Origin of the sequence: Bradyrhizobium sp. in8p8 (assembly GCF_000426845.1) — a bacterium.
GTDB classification, from domain to species: Bacteria; Pseudomonadota; Alphaproteobacteria; order Rhizobiales; family Xanthobacteraceae; genus Bradyrhizobium; species Bradyrhizobium japonicum_C.
Window position 1 is genome coordinate 791,347 of record NZ_AUGD01000002.1, and the last position, 16,616, is coordinate 807,962.

Here is a 16,616-nt window from a genome sequence, read left to right on the forward strand (position 1 = left end):
GGCCGATCAGCCGCCGAGCCTGGTCGGGAGTCCGGCCGCCTTCCAGGCCAGCATGCCGCCGGCCAGATGCCTGTCGTAAGGCAGGCCCGCCGCCTGCGCCGCCAGCGAGGCCGTCACCGAGCGCTTGCCCGAACGGCAGGCGAACACGACCTCCTTGCCTGCGGGATCGGGGATGGCCTTGGGATCGAAGGTCGAGAGCGGCACCACGACGCCGAAAGGATAGGCCTCGGCCTGAACCTCGTTCGGCTCGCGAACGTCGACGAGCAGATAGCGTCCTTCCGCGACACCTTTGGAGACCTCGTCCGGGGTCAGATCCTGCACTTGATTTGCCACATCATCCTCCAACGTCGCGGCCGCGCACCGGGGCGATCCCGGCTGGCGGCAACCTCGCCTCTCGGGAGACGAAAATCAAGCGCTACAAAGGCTTGAGCCGCGCGGCGCAAGTTAAAGCTAAATCGCAGCGACTTGAAGTCCGCTTTGAATCCGGGCCCTAGATCGCCACCTGCGTACCGACCTCCACGACGCGGCCGCTCGGGATCTGAAAATAATCGGTGGCGTCGTTGGCGGAGCGGCTCAGCGAGATGAACAGCCGGTCCTGCCAGCGCGGCATGTCGGAATGGGCCGCGGGCTTGAGCGCTCTGCGTGACAGGAAGAAGGAGGTCGACATGATGTCGAACTGCCAGCCCAGCTTGCGGGCGATCGCGAGCGCCTTCGGCACGTTGGGCGATTCCATGAAGCCGAACTTCAGCGTCACCTTGGAGAAGGTCGGCGAGATCTGCTCCAGCCTCACGCGGTCGGCCGGATCGATCCGCGGGGTCTGCGCGGTCTCGATGGTAAGAATGACATTCTTCTCGTGGAGCACCTTGTAGTGCTTCAAGCTATGCATCAGCGCGGTCGGCGCGCTGAGCGGGTCCGAGGTCAGGAACACCGCGGTGCCTGGGACTCGTTGCGGCGGCCGTTTCTCCAGCATGGCCACGAGGTCCGCGAGCGGGAATTCGAGCTTGCGCGACTTCTCGAACAGCAGACGGCTGCCGCGCCGCCACGTATACATCAGGATGACCATGAGCGCGCCGAGCGCCAGCGGCATCCAGCCGCCCTCGAACACCTTCAGGAGGTTCGCGGTCAGGAAGGTCAGATCCAGGAACAAGAACGGTGCGATCAGCACCCCGGCGGCGAGCGGCGGCCATCGCCAGCCCTTCCAGATCACGACGAAGCCCATCATTGCCGTGACCACCATGGTGCCGGTGACCGAGATGCCGTAGGCGGAAGCCAGGGCGCTGGACGAGCGGAACAAGAGCACCAGCAGCACCACTGCGACGAGCAGCAACTGGTTGATGCGGGGGATGAAGATCTGGCCGGAATGAGCTTCCGACGTATGGCGAATTTCGAAGCGCGGCAATAGGCCGAGCTGGATCGCCTGCCGCGTCAGCGAATAGGCGCCGGTGATGACGGCCTGGCTCGCGATGACCGTGGCGGCGGTGGCCAGCACGACCATGCTGCCGCGGAAAAAGCCTTGCGGAAAGAGCTGGAAGAACGGGCTCACGATCGCGCCGGGGTCGCTGAGGACAAGCGCCCCTTGCCCTAGATAGTTGAGCGCCAGCGACGGCAGCACGATGGAGAGCCAGGCAAACTGGATCGGCCGCTTGCCGAAATGGCCGAGGTCGGCATAGAGCGCCTCGGCGCCGGTGACTGCCAGGAACACGGCGCCCAGGGTCACGAAGCCGATGATGCCATGGTGCAGCATGAAGGACACCGCATGGAGCGGGTTGAGCGCAAGCAGCACCTGCGGCTGCTGGATGATCGGATGGACCGCCGCTGCCGCGATGACTGCGAACCACACGCACATGATCGGGCCAAAGAACGCTGCGACGCGCGCCGTGCCGCGGGACTGCACAGCGAACAGACAGACGAGGATCACGATGGTCAGCGGAACGATATAGGGCTCGAATGTCAGGGTGACGTCCTTCATGCCCTCGATTGCGGACAGCACCGACAGGGCCGGCGTGATCACGGCATCGCCATAGAACAGGGCTCCGGAAATGATGCCGAGCAGGACGATGGTTCCCCCGCCGGTGCCAACCGCCCGTTGGGCCAGCGCCATCAGCGCCAGGGTGCCGCCCTCACCGTTGTTGTCGGCCCGGAGAAGGATCACGACGTATTTGAGCGTCACCACGATGATGAGCGCCCATAGGATCAGGGAGAGCACACCGAGCACGGCTGCCGGCGTCGGCAATCCCTCCGCACCCGAGGCCGCCATCACGGCCTCGCGGAACGCGTAGAGCGGGCTGGTGCCGATGTCGCCATAGACGACGCCGATGCTGCCGAGGGTCAGTGCACCGAAACGGGCCGTTGTGTGGGCCTCGCCATGCCCATTGGCCACCGCCGTTTCCGGGGCAGGAACTGCTGCTACGTCGGTTGTCATGGGAGAGCCCAGTGGCCTCAAAATGCTTCACGGCACAACGGCGGAAGAGCGCGCGGCTTATAGTCTTGCGCCAGCGGCATGGCCTAGCCTGTTTGCGGGCCGGAGCCATGCAGATATGCATGGCTTTGCCGATGCACTTAGATGGTGACCTGGGTTCCGACTTCAACCACCCGCCCGGTGGGAATCTGGAAGTAGTCGGTGGCATCGTTGGCGGACCGGCTCAGCGCGATGAACAAATGGTCCTGCCACAGCGGCATGCCCGACTGCGCCGATGCCTTCAGCGACCTTCGCGACACGAAGAAGGATGTCGACATGATGTCGAATTGCCAGCCCTGCTTGCGCGCGATCGCAAGCGCCTTGGGCACGTTCGGCTGCTCCATATAGCCGAAGCGCAGACGGACCTTGGAGAACTTGTCGCTGATCTTCTCCATCCGGAACCGCTCCGACAGATCGACCCTCGGCGTGTGCGCGGTCTCGATGGTCAGGATCACGTTGTGCTCGTGCAGCACCTTGTTGTGCTTGAGATTGTGCAGAAGCGCGGTCGGTACGAAGGCGGGATCGCTGGTCAGGAACACCGCCGTGCCCTTGACGATATGCGGCGGCCGCTTCTCCAGGCTGCCGACCAGATCGTCCAGCGGCACCTCGATCCGTCGCGTCTTCTGGATCAGGATTCCGGACCCCTTGCGCCAAGTCCAGATCGTCCCTGCCATGACGACGCCGAACAGCAGCGGCACCCAGGCGCCGTCGAGCAGCTTGAGCAGGTTGGCGCTGAAGAAGCTCAAATCGACGATCACGAAGGGCACGATCACGGCTGCGGCCGTTGCCGCGCGCCAGTTCCACAGCTTCCAGATCACGACGAAACCCATGATGCCGTCGACGACCATGGTGGTGGAGACGGCAATGCCGTAGGCCGAGGCCAGATTGCTGGGGGTGTGGAACAGCAGCACCAGCAGCATCACGCCGATCAGCAACAGGCGGTTGACGCGGGGCAGATAGATCTGGCCGGCGTGGGATTCGGAGGTGTAACGCACCTCGAAACGCGGCAAGAGACCGAGCTGCACGGCCTGATAGACCAGCGAATAGGCGCCCGTGATCACCGCTTGGCTCGCGATCACGGTTGCCGCCGTCGCAAGTCCGACCAGCGGCAGCACCAGGCTGTCGGGCACCATGCGGTAGAAGGAATGTTCGATCGCGCTGGGATCGGACAGCACGAGCGCCCCCTGCCCGAAATAGTTGATCAAGAGGGCCGGCAGCACGAAGAACATCCACGCCGACTGGATCGGCTTGCGCCCGAAATGGCCGAGATCGGCATAAAGCGCCTCGCCGCCGGTCACCGCCAGAAACACGGCGCCAAGCGTGACGAGGCCGATGATGCCGTGCGACAGCACGAATTGCACCGCGTAATAGGGATTGATTGCCGCGAGCACGGTGGGGTCGTCGGCAATGTGCACTGCCCCCATCACCGCAATCACGGCGAACCAGACGACCATCACCGGCCCGAAGGCCGATGCGACCAGGGCGGTTCCCTTGCTCTGGACCGCGAACAGCAGCACCAGGATGAGGACGGTCAGCGGCACCACATAGTGCTCGAGCGCGGGCGTTGCCAGCTTGAGGCCCTGCACTGCCGACAGCACCGAGATCGCCGGCGTGATCATGGAATCGCCGATGAACATGGAAGCGCCGACCACACCGAGCGCGAGCAGAACCCAGCTTCGTCGCCCGAGCGCGCGCTGGCCGAGCGCCATCAGCGACAGCGTGCCGCCCTCCCCGTTATTGTCGGCGCGCAGCAGCAGCAGCACGTATTTGGCGGTGACGACGATCAGCAGCGCCCACAGAATCAGCGAGAGCACGCCCAGCACGATGACCCGCGACACCGGCTCGCCATGGGCCGCGCCCTTGACCGCCTCGTGGAATGCATAGAGCGGCGAGGTGCCGATATCCCCGAAGACGACGCCGATGCTCCCGAGCGTAAGGGCCCAAAAGCCTGTTTTGACCGGTTGCCCGTCCTGGGTCTCGGTCGATGTGATGCTCGCCGTCATGGGGGTGAAAAACGCTTCCGTCCCTGAATTGATCCGGCGCCTTTTGACGCTTCCCGCGCGCGTGTCAATCGGCCCCCCACCTTAGCAGGCCTTGAGACGGATGCTGTGACGGTGCGGCCACGCTTGTCGCCCGCGCGACGACATGTCTCAGGTATAATCGTAGTGCAAGAGGGTCACGGCTTCAGATTGGGCGGCAGCGGCGGATCTTCACGCATCAGGGTGATGGTCACCCGACGGTTGGCAGCGAGCGAGGGATCGTCCGGAAACAGCGGCTGCGTATCCGCCTTGCCCGAGACGGCGAAGATGTGCGACGGCGGCAGGCCTTCGCGTTCGAGGATCTGTCGCACGGCGTTGGCGCGGTCTGCCGACAGGTCGAAGGCGCCGTAGTCGCTGCGGGTCGGCACGAATCCGGCCGCGGTGTGGCCGGTGATGGAAACCCGCAGCGGGGTGGCCTTGAGTGGGATCGCTAGCTTCTCGACCAGGCGCCGCGTGCGGTCGTAAGGCACCTTGGAGCCGTCGGCGAACATCGAGCGGCCGTCCTGGTCGACGATCTCGAGATTGAGGCCCTGCTTGGTTTCCTCGAACATGATGTGCTTGGACATCTCGGTCAGCTCCGGCATGTCCTGCAACGCCTGGCGCAGCGAGGCTGCGGCCAGGGCGAAATTGCGGTCGACCTTGATCTTGGCGCCGGAGGTCTTCTCGCGATCCTCCTGATCCGGCGTCGGCGTGTTGGACGAATCTTCGGGCTGGATGTGGTCGACGTTCTTGAGCCGCGGACGCGTCGGCAGGCCGTCGGATTCGACGATGCCCGAGTAGCGCGCTTCGGTCTGCACGCCGAACGCCTCGCGCATCGAGCCCGCGACGATCTTGAGCTTGTTGGCATCCTGTGTCGAGAACGCGACCAGCATCACGAAGAACGCCAGCAGCAGCGCCATCAGGTCGGCGAAGGTTACGAACCAGCCGTGGCCGCCGCCGTGAGCATCGCCGCGCTTTTTCTTGGCCATCTCTCAAATCCCGGCGGCGGCCTCAAGCCGGCACCGGCTCGCCTTCGGTGTGACGATGCTTCTCCGGCAGATAGGCCAGCAGCATTTCGCGCACGAGCGTTGGGCTCTTGGAGTCGCGGATCATCAGGATGCCGTCGATGATCAGGGTGCGGTTCGTCTCTTCGTCCAGCAGCTTGCCGTGCAGCTTGTCTGCGATCGGCAAGCAGATCAGGTTGGCGACGACGGCGCCGTAGAGCGTCGCCAGCAACGCGGTGGCCATGAACGGACCGAGCTTGGAAGGATCCGACATGTTGGAGAACATCTGCACCATGCCAAGCAGCGTGCCGATCATGCCGAACGCCGGAGCGCAGTCACCGACGGCGCGATAGATCTTGCTGCCTTCGTCGAGGTGCATCAGGAAGTTGTCGCGGTCGCGCTCCAGATTGTCGCGAATGAAATCGAGATCGTAGCCGTCGGCGACGTAGCGGATGCCCTTGGCGAGGAACGGCTCGTCCGTCTCGACCTTTTCCAGTCCGACCGGGCCCTGCTTGCGGGCGATTTCGGCGATGCGGGCGAGCTCGTCGACGAGGTCGTGGGCCGAAAGGCGGCTCAGGGTAAAGGCAAACTTCGCGCCGAGCGGCACGCCGTGGATCATCGCAGACAGTGGAAAGCGGATCATTGTTGCGGCGAACGAGCCGCCGAAGATGACGATGACGGCGTGGATGTCGTAAAACATCCCGAAGCTGCCGCCCATCAAGATCAGGGTCGACACCACAGTGGCGCCCGCCACCAAGCCGACAAGTGTTGCGATATCCATTACTGACTCCAACACGTACGCAACAACGGCTGTCCTGGCCGCTGACGCGGCCCAACCCGAACCGCATCGCAGGACCCTAGAGCCCCGCCCTTAAAGCCGCGTAAAGGTTAAGTCCGGACAGCGCGGCATCCGCCGCTGCGAACACCGCAATTGCCGTCCAGCGACAGGAATCTCAACACTTCGCTAACCATGCAGATAGCGTCGGCCCACGGTTCGGCTGCGGCCCTGCGCCACATCCGGAACGGGGGATGAATTGCTATTCTGAAGGCCGGTCGCATGCTGGATCGCCGGAGCCGTCGCGATGTTGACGCTGTTCAGTGTTCTTACTGCGCTGCCGGCGGTGCTGGCACTTCACCTGCTCGAACCGGAGCTCGTCCTGCCGGTCTTCAGCCTCGTGCTCTTTGCAGAGGCGGCTTTCGCCGTGATCTTGGCGCGCCTGATTCCCATCCCGGACAATGCGGACAGCATCACCCTGTTGGACCTCGCCGGCGGGTTCACCCTGATTGGATGCGCCGCAGCGATGTTCGGCGAGCCGGACCAGGCGGTCCTGTTTCTGACGGAACAAGGCGACCCGCGGCCGGCGTCGCGGCCGTAGGTCGTCCCTGCCTGGAGCCTGATCTGAAAGAATGTGCAGCGGTTTCCGTTCCGACACACCCGATCGATCCTGATCTCATCACGCTTCAATGGATCTCCGCCGAGCGCTTCAGCGCGGCCTTCAGCTTCTCCAGAGAGAAGTCGGGGCTGCGGGCAATCTCCAGGATCGGCGTTTCACGGCGGCCGCAGAGCTCGGCAGCCTCGGGCAGCTTTGCCGCGACCTCGAGCGGGATCACGATGGCGCCGTGCTGGTCGGCATGGATCAGGTCGTCCGACCTCACGGTCATGCCGGCAACGCGCACCTCCCCGCCAAAATTCTCGGCATGCACCCAGGCGTGCGACGGGCCGATCGAGCCGGCCAGTGCCTGGAAGCCGGGCGCCCATTGCGGGATGTCTCGGATCGAGCCGTCGGTGATGACGCCGAGGCAGCCGAGCGCCTTGTGCACGTTGCTCTGCACCTCGCCCCAGAACGCGCCATAGCCGACATCAGGACCGTCGATGTCCTGGATCACCGAGATGCGCGGACCGTGCCCGGTGCCGACATACTCGTAATACTGGATGCGGCGCTTGGACTGCTCCTCGGCGGGAAGCGAGGATTTCAACACCGAACGGATGGTCACCGTGCGGGCATATCCGACGATCGGCGGCAAATCGGGGAACGGACAGACCAGTTGCTTGGTGGTGTAGCCGATCAACCGTCGCTCGGGCGCCACGATCTCCATGGCATTGCAGATCGTCGGCGTATCGTAGCGGCCCAGTGCCTCGAGGACGGAAGCGGGCAGCGGCCCGGTCGCGGTATCAGTCACGGCGTTCTCTCCCAGATTGGCGGCGATTGATTGCGCGATGCCGCCGTCACACGGGCGATATAGCCGAGATCGGGCTCCGACCCAACTCAGGCAGGCCTCATGGCAGATATCCGCGAAGAACGCTCAGTGCAGCCGACCGGGCCGGTCGTCATCCTGCGGCGGCTCCGACAGGTTCGACAGCGTCGGCGCAGAAGGAGGTGACGAGACTTCCCCTTCCGCAGGCGCGGCGGCTTGCAGCGCGCGCGCCTGGTCGCGGTAGGATTTGTAGCCGAGCGGCAGGCAGAGCAGATAAAGCACCGTGCCAATCGACAGCACATGCCAGGGATAGGCAATCAGGAGCGCGATGAAAACGATCACGGCGACGAACGCGGGCAGCACCAGCTCCGGCGGCACGCGCATGCGCTTGGTCTTGCCGGAGAATACCGGCAGGCGCGACACCATCAGAAAGGCGATCAGAAGCGTATAGGCCGCCGTCACCGCCACAGGGGTGCGGCCGAGATCGAGGAACGCGATGTAGATCGGCAGAAGCACCGTGATTGCGCCGGCCGGCGCCGGCACGCCGGTAAAGAAATTGGCCGCGAAGGCCGGCTTGTTCGGATCATCCATGGTGGCGTTGAAGCGCGCGAGACGCAGGCCGCCGGAGATTGCGAATACCATCGCAGCGATCCAGCCGGCATTGCCGAGCTCGTGCAGCTGCCAGAAATACAGCATCAGGCCGGGCGCCACGCCGAAATTGACGAAATCCGCGAGGCTGTCGAGTTCGGCGCCGAACTTGGACTGCCCCTTGATCATGCGGGCGATGCGGCCGTCGATGCCGTCGAGCGCCGCGGCGAACACGATGGCGTAGACGGCGAGCGACATCCGCCCCTCGATCGACAGGCGGATCGAGGTCAGGCCGGCGCAAATCGCCAGCAGGGTGATGACGTTGGGGACCAGCATCCGCACCGGGATCGGTCGGAACCGCCGGCGGCGTGCATCGGGATATTTGAAGTCATAGGGCGTCATTGCTCACCTCGAGCGAGATATAGCAAGTCACGCCTCCCTCCGCCATTGCGGCGGAAGGCCTGCAAGCACCGACTATCGGTCAATTGGTGCGGTAGACCCGGCTCGGGTCGTCGCCGGCAAGGTCGGCCAGGATCGTCTCTCCGGCAATCGCGGTCTGCCCTTCCGAGACCAGCGCCTTGGTGCCCACGGGCAAATAGACGTCGAGGCGCGAGCCGAAGCGGATCAGGCCGAAGCGCTCGCCGGCGCCGATCGACTGTCCCTCCTTGACGAAGCAGACGATGCGCTTGGCGACGAGGCCGGCGATCTGGACAACGCCGATCCGCGCCGTCGGCGTCGTGATCACCAGCGAGTTGCGCTCATTATCCTCGCTCGCCTTGTCGAGCTCGGCGTTGATGAAGAGACCCGGACGGTACGCGATGCGGTCCACCCTGCCAGCTACGGGCGCGCGATTGACGTGGCAATTGAACACGCTCATGAACACCGAAATGCGCGGCAACGGCCGGTCGCCGAGGCCGAGTTCGGCCGGCGGCAGCGCCATGGTGATCATCGAGACGCGGCCGTCGGCGGGCGAAACAACCAGCCCTTCACGGACGGGTGTCACGCGGACGGGGTCGCGGAAGAACAGCGCGCACCAAACGGTGAGGATCGTGCCGATCCACCCCAATGGCGACCACAGCCAGAACAGGAGCAGGCTTGCCAGCGCAAAGCCACCGATGAAGGGATAGCCCTCCTTGTGGATCGGCGGGATCTGACGCTGGATCGAATCGAGAATGGACATCGCTATCTGCCGGTCGGAGTTTAATGGCGGGTCGTCGCGCGCGCTTGTTTAGGCCAGACTTGGGACCCGAGACAAGATCACTCCACCGCCGCAGGCCTCGTCAGGACATCATCGACCGGCGGCGGCTGCCGGTTGGGTGCCTCGCTGCTGTCAGCCATCCTGGCCAGCTTCTCGCGCGCCGCCTCGGCCTCGCGCTGCCTGTTCCACATGCTCGCATAGAGACCGCCCTGCGCCAGCAGCTTCGCGTGGGTGCCGCGCTCGGCGATGCGTCCCTGATCCAACACGATGATCTCGTCGGCGCCGACGATGGTCGAAAGACGGTGCGCGATCACCAGCGAGGTGCGGTTCTTTGCCACGCGGTCGAGCGCACCCTGGATCTCGTGCTCGGTGTGGGTGTCGAGCGCCGATGTCGCCTCGTCCAGCACCAGGATCGGCGGCGCCTTGAGCACCGTGCGCGCGATCGCGACGCGCTGCTTCTCGCCGCCTGACAGCTTCAGGCCGCGCTCGCCCACCTGGGTCTCGTAACCCTTCGGCGCCATGCGGATGAAATGATCGATCTGCGCCAGCCGCGCCGCTTCCTCGACTTCGGCATCGCTGGCGTCCCAGCGACCGTAGCGGATGTTGTAGCGGATGGTGTCGTTGAACAGCACGGTGTCCTGCGGCACCATGCCGATCGATGCGCGCAGGCTCGCCTGCGTGACGTCGCGGATGTCCTGGCCGTCAATCAGGATCTTGCCGCCGGAGACGTCATACAGCCGGAACAGGAGGCGCGAGATCGTCGACTTGCCCGCACCGGACGGGCCGACGATCGCGATCGTCTTGCCGGCCGGCACCTCGAAGCTGATCCCTTTCAGGATCGGCCGCGACGGCTCATAGGCAAAGCGCACGTCCTCGAAGCGCACCGTGCCGGCGGAGATGACCAGCGGCTTCGCGTCAGGCGCATCCTTGATCTCGGCCTCGCGCCCCAGCACACTGAACATCTTCTCGATGTCGATGATCGCCTGCTTGATCTCGCGATAGACCATGCCCATGAAGTTGAGGGGCTGGTAGAGCTGGATCATCATGGCGTTGACCAGCACGAAATCGCCGACCGTGTTGGTACCATTGCGCACGCCCATCGCGCACATCAGCATGGTCGCGGTCAGGCCCAGCGTGAAGATCACTGCCTGCCCGGTATTGAGCACCGCGAGCGAAGTATAGGTGCGGACGCTCGCCTCTTCGTAGCGCTCGACCGATTTGTCATAGCGTTGCGCCTCGCGCGCCTCGGCGCTGAAATACTTCACGGTCTCGTAGTTGAGCAGCGAGTCGATCGCCTTGGTGTTCGCCTCGGTGTCGGAATCGTTCATCTTGCGGCGGATGCCGATCCGCCACTCGGTCGCGATGTAGGTGTAGTACATATAGAGCGTGACCGTGATCAGCGTGGCGACCACGTAACGCCAGTCGAATTGCCAGAGCAGCACGGCCAGCAGCAGCGAGACCTCGACGATGGTCGGGATCAGTTGCAGGATCACCATGCGCACGATGACCTCGATGCCCTCGCGGCCGCGCTCCAGCACGCGCGTCAGGCCGCCGGTCTTGCGTTCGAGGTGGAAGCGCAGCGACAGCTCGTGCATGTGGATGAAGGTGAGGGTCGCAAGCTTGCGCACAGCATGCATGGCGACACGGGCGAAGATGCCGTCGCGCCATTGCGTCAGCACGGCCATCAGGATGCGCATCACGCCGTAGCTCGCGGTGAGCAGCAGCGGCGAGGCAATCACCCAGAGATGCCAGTTGTCGGCCGCGACCGGCGCGGTATTGGCGCCGGTCAGCGCATCCGTCGCCCACTTGAAGCTGAATGGCACCGCGAGCGTGATCAGCTTGGCGGCGAGCAGCAGCACCAGCGACCAGACCACCCGCATCTTCAGATCGACGCGATCGCCCGGCCAGATATAGGGCCACAGATGCGCCAGCGTGCCCATTAGCGTGCCTCCGGCCTGCGGTCCTCCGGCAGGAGGATCAGGAACGTTGGCGCCGTCGAACGATTGAGGTTGGTCCATCAAGATGCCTGACAGCCCGCCGGGTGCGGGCGCAACTGCGATTTGCGATTTTCGTCCGTCATATAGAGCCTTCCTGATGCCAACGCACCCCGCCAGATGGCGAATTCTCGATTGTTCATCGTCATTTACCGGTAGGTTTCCGGGAGTATCGAATCACCGATTGGGCTTGACGCCTCTTCGCTGCAATGCATCATGGTATCAATGAGCACGATCAAAACCGTCTGCGTCTATTGCGGCTCCGGCCCTGGAACCAATCCCAACTTCATCGAAGCGGCGAAGGCGCTCGGCAAAGCGCTGGCGGAAAGCAAGATCCGCCTCGTTTATGGCGGCGGCTCGCTGGGCCTGATGGGTGCGGTCGCAACCTCCGTGCTGGATCACGGCGGCACCGTTACCGGCATCATTCCCGACTTTCTGCGGATGCGGGAGAACGCGCTGACTCGCGTGCAGGAAATGGTCGTCACGCCCGACATGCACGAACGCAAGCGGTTGATGTTCGAGCGCTCGGATGCCTTCGTCGCTTTGCCCGGCGGGCTCGGCACGCTGGAGGAGCTGGTCGAGCAGCTGACCTGGCAGCAGCTCGGCCGTCACGCCAAGCCCGTGCTGCTCGCCAATGTCGACGGCTTCTGGGAGCCGTTATTCTCCCTGGTCGCGCACATGCGCGAAACCCAGTTCATCCGGGCCGGCCTGTCCGTCGATATCCTGAAGGCGGACAAGATCGAGGAGATCATTCCGCGGCTGCGCGCCGCGGCTGCACAGATTCCCGACAGCGAGCAGGATCTCGCACCCGACGTGGCGCGGCGGCTGTAGCTCGCCTGCTATTCCTGCGGAAAAGTCACCGCTTCGATGCGGTTGCCATCGGGATCGAGGACGAAGGCCGCGTAGTAACGCACGCGGTCGTGGGGGCGGACGCCGGGCGAGCCATCGGAGGCGCCGCCCGCGGACAACGCCGCTGCGTGAAACGCATCCACTTCGCTGGTCGTCTTCGCCCGCAGGCAGATGTGCACGCCGCTCTCCGGCGCGACACGCGCCATGCCTTCGCGCAAGTTGATCCAGAACTCCGGATAGGTCTTGCCGAACCCGATCGTCCGCGGCCGCGTCACGAGGCGCGAAAGGCCCAGCGCGGCGAGCGTCGCCTCGTAGAATTTCGCGGCGCGATCGAGATCGCTGACACCTACGGAGATGTGGTCGATCATGGCCGTGCTCCCTCCCCCGCCGTCATTCCGTGGCACGCGAAGCGTGAACCCGGAATTTCGAGATTCTCAGGTGCGCAACTGCGCACCATGGTTCGGTCCTGCGGACCGCCCCGGAATGCCCCCGCTATACTTACGCCGGCGCCCCCGACTTCACCAGTTTGTAGATCACCGAATCCATCAGCGCCTGGAAGGAGGCGTCGATGATGTTCGGGGACACGCCCACTGTGGTCCAGCGGTCGCCGTTCTCGTCCTCGCTCTCGATCAGCACGCGCGTGACCGCACCGGTGCCGCCGTTGAGGATACGCACGCGATAGTCGATCAGCCTCAGGCCCTCGATGTATTTCTGGTACTTGCCGAGGTCCTTGCGCAGGGCGACGTCCAGCGCGTTGACGGGGCCATTGCCTTCGGCGGCCGAGATCAGATGCTCGCCTGCGACGTCGACCTTGACGACCGCGAGCGCAACGGTGACCCGCTCTCCCAGCGCGTTGTAGCGCTGCTCGACGTTGACGTCGAATTGCTCGACCTCGAAATATTGCGGTACCTTGCCGAGCGTGCGGCGCGCCAGCAGCTCGAACGAAGCGTTGGCCGACTCATAGGCGTAGCCTTGTGCCTCGCGCTCCTTCAATTCCTCGACGAGGCGCGTCAGCTTGGGATCGCTCTTGTCGTAAGCAATGCCGGCACGATCGAGCTCGGCGATGACGTTGGAGCGGCCGGCCTGATCGGACACCAGCACCTTGCGATGATTGCCGACGAGTTCCGGCAGCACGTGCTCGTAGGTCTGCGGATCCTTCAGCACGGCGGAGGCGTGGATGCCGGTCTTGGTGACGAAGGCGCTCTCGCCGACGTAAGGAGCATGCCGGTTCGGCGCGCGGTTGAGCATGTCGTCGAGCGTGCGCGAGACTTTTACGAGGGTCGCCAGCTTCTCCGTCGTGACGCCGATCTCGAAGGATTCGGCAAAACCCTTCTTGAGCTTCAGCGTCGGGATCAGCGAGCAGAGATTGGCGTTGCCGCAGCGCTCGCCGAGACCGTTGAGGGTGCCCTGGATCTGCCGCGCGCCGGCGCGCACCGCGGCGAGCGAGTTGGCTACCGCCTGCTCCGTGTCGTTATGGGCGTGGATGCCGACATGATCCCCCGGGATGTGCGTCGTCACCTCTCTGACGATGGCCTCGACCTCATCAGGCATGGTGCCGCCATTGGTGTCGCAGAGCACCACCCAGCGCGCACCAGCCTCATAGGCCGCTTTGGCGCAGGCCAGCGCGAATCCCGGGTCTTCCTTGTAGCCGTCGAAAAAGTGCTCGCAGTCGAGCATCACCTCGCGGCCGGCGGCCTTCGCGGCCGCGACGCTGTCGCGGATCGAGGCGAGGTTCTCCTCTTTCGTCGTCTCCAGCGCGACGCGAACCTGATAGGCCGACGACTTCGCCACGAAGCAGATCGCATCCGCCTTGGCCTCCAGGAGGCCGGCGACACCGGGGTCGTTGGAGACGGAGCGCCCTGCCCGCCGCGTCATGCCGAACGCGGCAAAGCGCGCATGATTGAGCTTCGGCTTGGTCGCGAAGAATTCGCTGTCCAGCGGATTGGCGCCGGGATAGCCGCCCTCGACATAGTCGATGCCGAGATCGTCGAGCATCGCCGCGATGACCTGCTTGTCGGCCAGCGTGAAATCGACGCCGTTGGTCTGCGCCCCGTCGCGCAGCGTGGTGTCGAACAGGTAGAGCCGCTCCTTGCTCATTGCCCCGCTCCGAGCGCCTTCTTCATCGTGGTGTTGGCGAGCCACTCGTCGTTGATGGTGACGCTGTTGCGCTGCTGGGCAGTGTAGCCTCGCTTGGCGAAGAAGCCCTGCGCGGTGTCGCTGGCATCGACCGAAAGGCTTTGCGCGCCGCGGCCGCCCGCAAGCTTCTCCAGCGCGTCGACCAGCATGGTCGCGATGCCCTGCCCGGCCACGGCCGGATGCACATAGAGCATGTGAATGTGATCGTTGCCGCGCAGCGAGGCGAAGCCGACGGGCGAGCCCTCGAGCGTCGCGATCAGCGTGAGGTCGGCCGCAAGCCGCTTCCCAAACTCCTCGTCCTCGGCCGCCGCCATCCAGGCTTCCTGCTGCGCCTCGCTGTAGTCATCGCCGGTCAATTCCGCGATGCTGGCGGCGAAGATCGCGGCAAGCACCGGCACGTCAGCAGGCAGGAAGGGCCGCAAGCCGGGCTTGGGATGCGCTTGTGCCATCGTGTTCACCACATTCCGTAGAGCTTGAGCACCAGCGCCACGGCGCCGGCCAGCAGCGCGATCTTCAGCGCGATGTAATAGAGCCAGTGCCGCGGGAAAGGCGTATCGGGCCGCTTCATCGTGCGATCTCCCATGTCGTACCTTCCTTTGAGTCCTTGATCGCAACGCCCATCGCGGCGAGCAGATCGCGAATACGGTCGGACTCGCCAAAATCCTTGCGGCTGCGGGCAGCCGTCCGCTCCGCAATCAAGCGCTCGACCTCGTTGGCATCGACCCCGCTCGCCTGCTGCTTTCGTCCTTCCCACTGCGCCGCGCTTTCGGAGAGGAAGCCAAGCAGCCGCAACGAGCCAGCCAACGCGCTCACGTCGTTGCCGCGCAGGCCGTGCAGCGCCGCGATCGCCAGCGGCGTATTGAGGTCATCGAGCAGCGGCTCGATCACGGAAGCTGCGGGTTTCCCGGGCGCGGCGTCGGCTGCGAGGCGGTACCAGTCGTCGAGCGTCTTGGCGCTCTCCTCCAGCGACTTCATGGTCCAGTCGATCGGCGAGCGGTAGTGCGTCTTGAGCATGTTCAGCCGAAGCACCTCGCCCGGCCAGTCCGCGAGCAGCTCATGGATGGTGATGAAGTTGCCGAGCGACTTCGACATCTTCTCGCTCTCGACCTGCAGGAAGCCGTTATGCATCCAGTAATTGGCCATGCGCTCCCGGTGGAAGGCGCAGCAACTCTGCGCGACCTCGTTCTCGTGATGCGGGAACACGAGATCGATGCCGCCGCCATGGATGTCGAAATGCTCGCCGAGATGCTTCCAGGCCATGGCCGAGCACTCGACATGCCAGCCCGGACGGCCCTCGGCCTTGATGCCGGCCGGCGACGGCCATGACGGCTCGCCCGGTTTCGACGGCTTCCACAGCACGAAGTCGGTCGCATCCCGCTTGTAAGGCGCGACGTCGACACGGGCGCCTGCGATCATCTCGTCGAGCGAACGCTTCGACAGCGCGCCATAGCGCGGCAGCGAGGAATTCGCCGCGTTCATCGCCTGCGGCGAGAACAGCACGTGGTCCTCGGCGACGTAGGCAAAGCCGCCGGCGATCAGCCTCTCGATGATCTCGCGCATCTCGCCGATATGCTCGGTCGCACGGGGCTCGACGGTCGGCCGCAAGCAGCCGAGCGCATCGACGTCAGCGTGAAACTGCCTTCCGGTCTGCTCGGTGACCTTGCGAATGGCCTCGTTCAGCGGCAGGCCGGGGAAATCGCGCGCCGCGCGGTCGTTGATCTTGTCATCGACGTCGGTGATGTTGCGGACATATTTGACATGCGCTTCGCCGTAAATGTGGCGCAGCAGGCGAAACAGCACGTCGAACACGATCACCGGCCGCGCGTTGCCGATATGGGCGAAGTCATAGACGGTCGGTCCGCAGACATACATGCGGACGTTGTTCGCATCGAGCGGCAGGAAGGTGCGCTTTTCCCGGCTCAGCGTATCGTAAAGACGCAATTCCATGACAACCCATCCCTCTCGGCCGGGCGTCCAGGGCTCTCAGTGTGATTGAGAAAAGACGGCTCCAGCCAGCGAATCGCTAGCTCGTAATCTCGCGGCAAATGGCGCAAATGGCGAGGAGACCGTGCATGCGTCACATATGGGCCACCACCGGCCCCGGCGTCAAGAGCCGCGAAAATGCCGCTTTTGGCTCCGCAAAGCGCGGACCCACCCCGATGGTTCATGATCCCC

The 16,616-nt window shown here is 64.5% G+C and carries 15 protein-coding genes; 2 read left to right on the forward strand and 13 right to left on the reverse strand.

All coding sequences use genetic code 11. From position 1 onward, the window contains the following. Positions 1-6: 6 nt before the first annotated feature. The 5 genes from K408_RS0109310 to K408_RS0109330 all read right to left on the reverse strand — a co-directional run bounded on the left by K408_RS0109310 (position 7) and on the right by K408_RS0109330 (position 6,261). Positions 7-333, reverse strand: coding sequence for a rhodanese-like domain-containing protein (locus K408_RS0109310; RefSeq protein WP_024338328.1), 327 nt, complete (start codon positions 331-333; stop codon positions 7-9). Between the two features lie 157 nt (positions 334-490). Continuing rightward, on the reverse strand, positions 491-2,422 hold the full coding sequence (locus tag K408_RS0109315; RefSeq protein WP_024338329.1) for a potassium transporter Kup: 1,932 nt from the start codon (positions 2,420-2,422) through the stop codon (positions 491-493). A 137-nt stretch (positions 2,423-2,559) separates the two neighbouring features. Further along, a complete protein-coding gene (locus K408_RS0109320) occupies positions 2,560-4,461 on the reverse strand; it encodes a potassium transporter Kup (protein WP_024338330.1) in 1,902 nt (633 codons plus the stop codon). Between the two features lie 173 nt (positions 4,462-4,634). Continuing rightward, positions 4,635-5,465, reverse strand: coding sequence for an OmpA/MotB family protein (locus K408_RS0109325; protein ID WP_024338331.1), 831 nt, complete (start codon positions 5,463-5,465; stop codon positions 4,635-4,637). A gap of 22 nt (positions 5,466-5,487) precedes the next feature. Next, positions 5,488-6,261, reverse strand: a complete 774-nt coding sequence (locus K408_RS0109330) for a motility protein A (protein ID WP_024338332.1) — start codon at positions 6,259-6,261, stop codon at positions 5,488-5,490. Positions 6,262-6,562: 301 nt separating this feature from the next. Between K408_RS0109330 and K408_RS0109335 the strand changes: the two genes are divergently transcribed. Further along, a complete protein-coding gene (locus tag K408_RS0109335) occupies positions 6,563-6,856 on the forward strand; it encodes a hypothetical protein (protein WP_024338333.1) in 294 nt (97 codons plus the stop codon). An 85-nt stretch (positions 6,857-6,941) separates the two neighbouring features. On the opposite strand, the gene K408_RS0109340 is transcribed toward K408_RS0109335, so the two are convergent. From K408_RS0109340 to K408_RS0109355, 4 genes are all read right to left on the reverse strand, one after another. Next, complete coding sequence (locus K408_RS0109340; protein WP_024338334.1) at positions 6,942-7,661, reverse strand: RraA family protein; 720 nt, start codon at positions 7,659-7,661, stop codon at positions 6,942-6,944. Positions 7,662-7,784: 123 nt separating this feature from the next. Further along, a complete protein-coding gene (locus K408_RS0109345) occupies positions 7,785-8,666 on the reverse strand; it encodes a CDP-alcohol phosphatidyltransferase family protein (protein WP_024338335.1) in 882 nt (293 codons plus the stop codon). A gap of 79 nt (positions 8,667-8,745) precedes the next feature. Next, positions 8,746-9,450 (reverse strand): phosphatidylserine decarboxylase, encoded by a 705-nt coding sequence (locus K408_RS0109350; protein WP_283805266.1) that lies wholly within the window; start codon positions 9,448-9,450, stop codon positions 8,746-8,748. Between the two features lie 71 nt (positions 9,451-9,521). After that, positions 9,522-11,480, reverse strand: coding sequence for an ABCB family ABC transporter ATP-binding protein/permease (locus K408_RS0109355; protein ID WP_024338337.1), 1,959 nt, complete (start codon positions 11,478-11,480; stop codon positions 9,522-9,524). A 201-nt stretch (positions 11,481-11,681) separates the two neighbouring features. Here K408_RS0109355 and K408_RS0109360 point away from each other — a divergent pair, with 201 nt between their 5' ends. Further along, complete coding sequence (locus tag K408_RS0109360; protein WP_024338338.1) at positions 11,682-12,287, forward strand: LOG family protein; 606 nt, start codon at positions 11,682-11,684, stop codon at positions 12,285-12,287. Between the two features lie 8 nt (positions 12,288-12,295). Here K408_RS0109360 and K408_RS0109365 read toward each other — a convergent pair whose 3' ends face one another. From K408_RS0109365 to cysS, 4 genes are all read right to left on the reverse strand, one after another. Then, positions 12,296-12,673: a VOC family protein gene (locus tag K408_RS0109365; RefSeq protein WP_024338339.1), complete on the reverse strand. Its 378-nt coding sequence runs from the start codon at positions 12,671-12,673 to the stop codon at positions 12,296-12,298. A 130-nt stretch (positions 12,674-12,803) separates the two neighbouring features. Next, positions 12,804-14,402 (reverse strand): citramalate synthase, encoded by a 1,599-nt coding sequence (cimA, locus tag K408_RS0109370; RefSeq protein WP_024338340.1) that lies wholly within the window; start codon positions 14,400-14,402, stop codon positions 12,804-12,806. Beyond that, complete coding sequence (locus K408_RS0109375) at positions 14,399-14,890, reverse strand: GNAT family N-acetyltransferase (protein WP_024338341.1); 492 nt, start codon at positions 14,888-14,890, stop codon at positions 14,399-14,401. The genes cimA and K408_RS0109375 overlap by 4 nt, the downstream gene beginning before the upstream one ends. A gap of 115 nt (positions 14,891-15,005) precedes the next feature. After that, positions 15,006-16,388 carry a cysteine--tRNA ligase gene (gene cysS / locus K408_RS0109385; RefSeq protein WP_024338342.1) on the reverse strand — a complete coding sequence of 461 codons (1,383 nt, stop codon included), beginning with the start codon at positions 16,386-16,388 and terminating at the stop codon, positions 15,006-15,008. Positions 16,389-16,616: the final 228 nt, after the last annotated feature.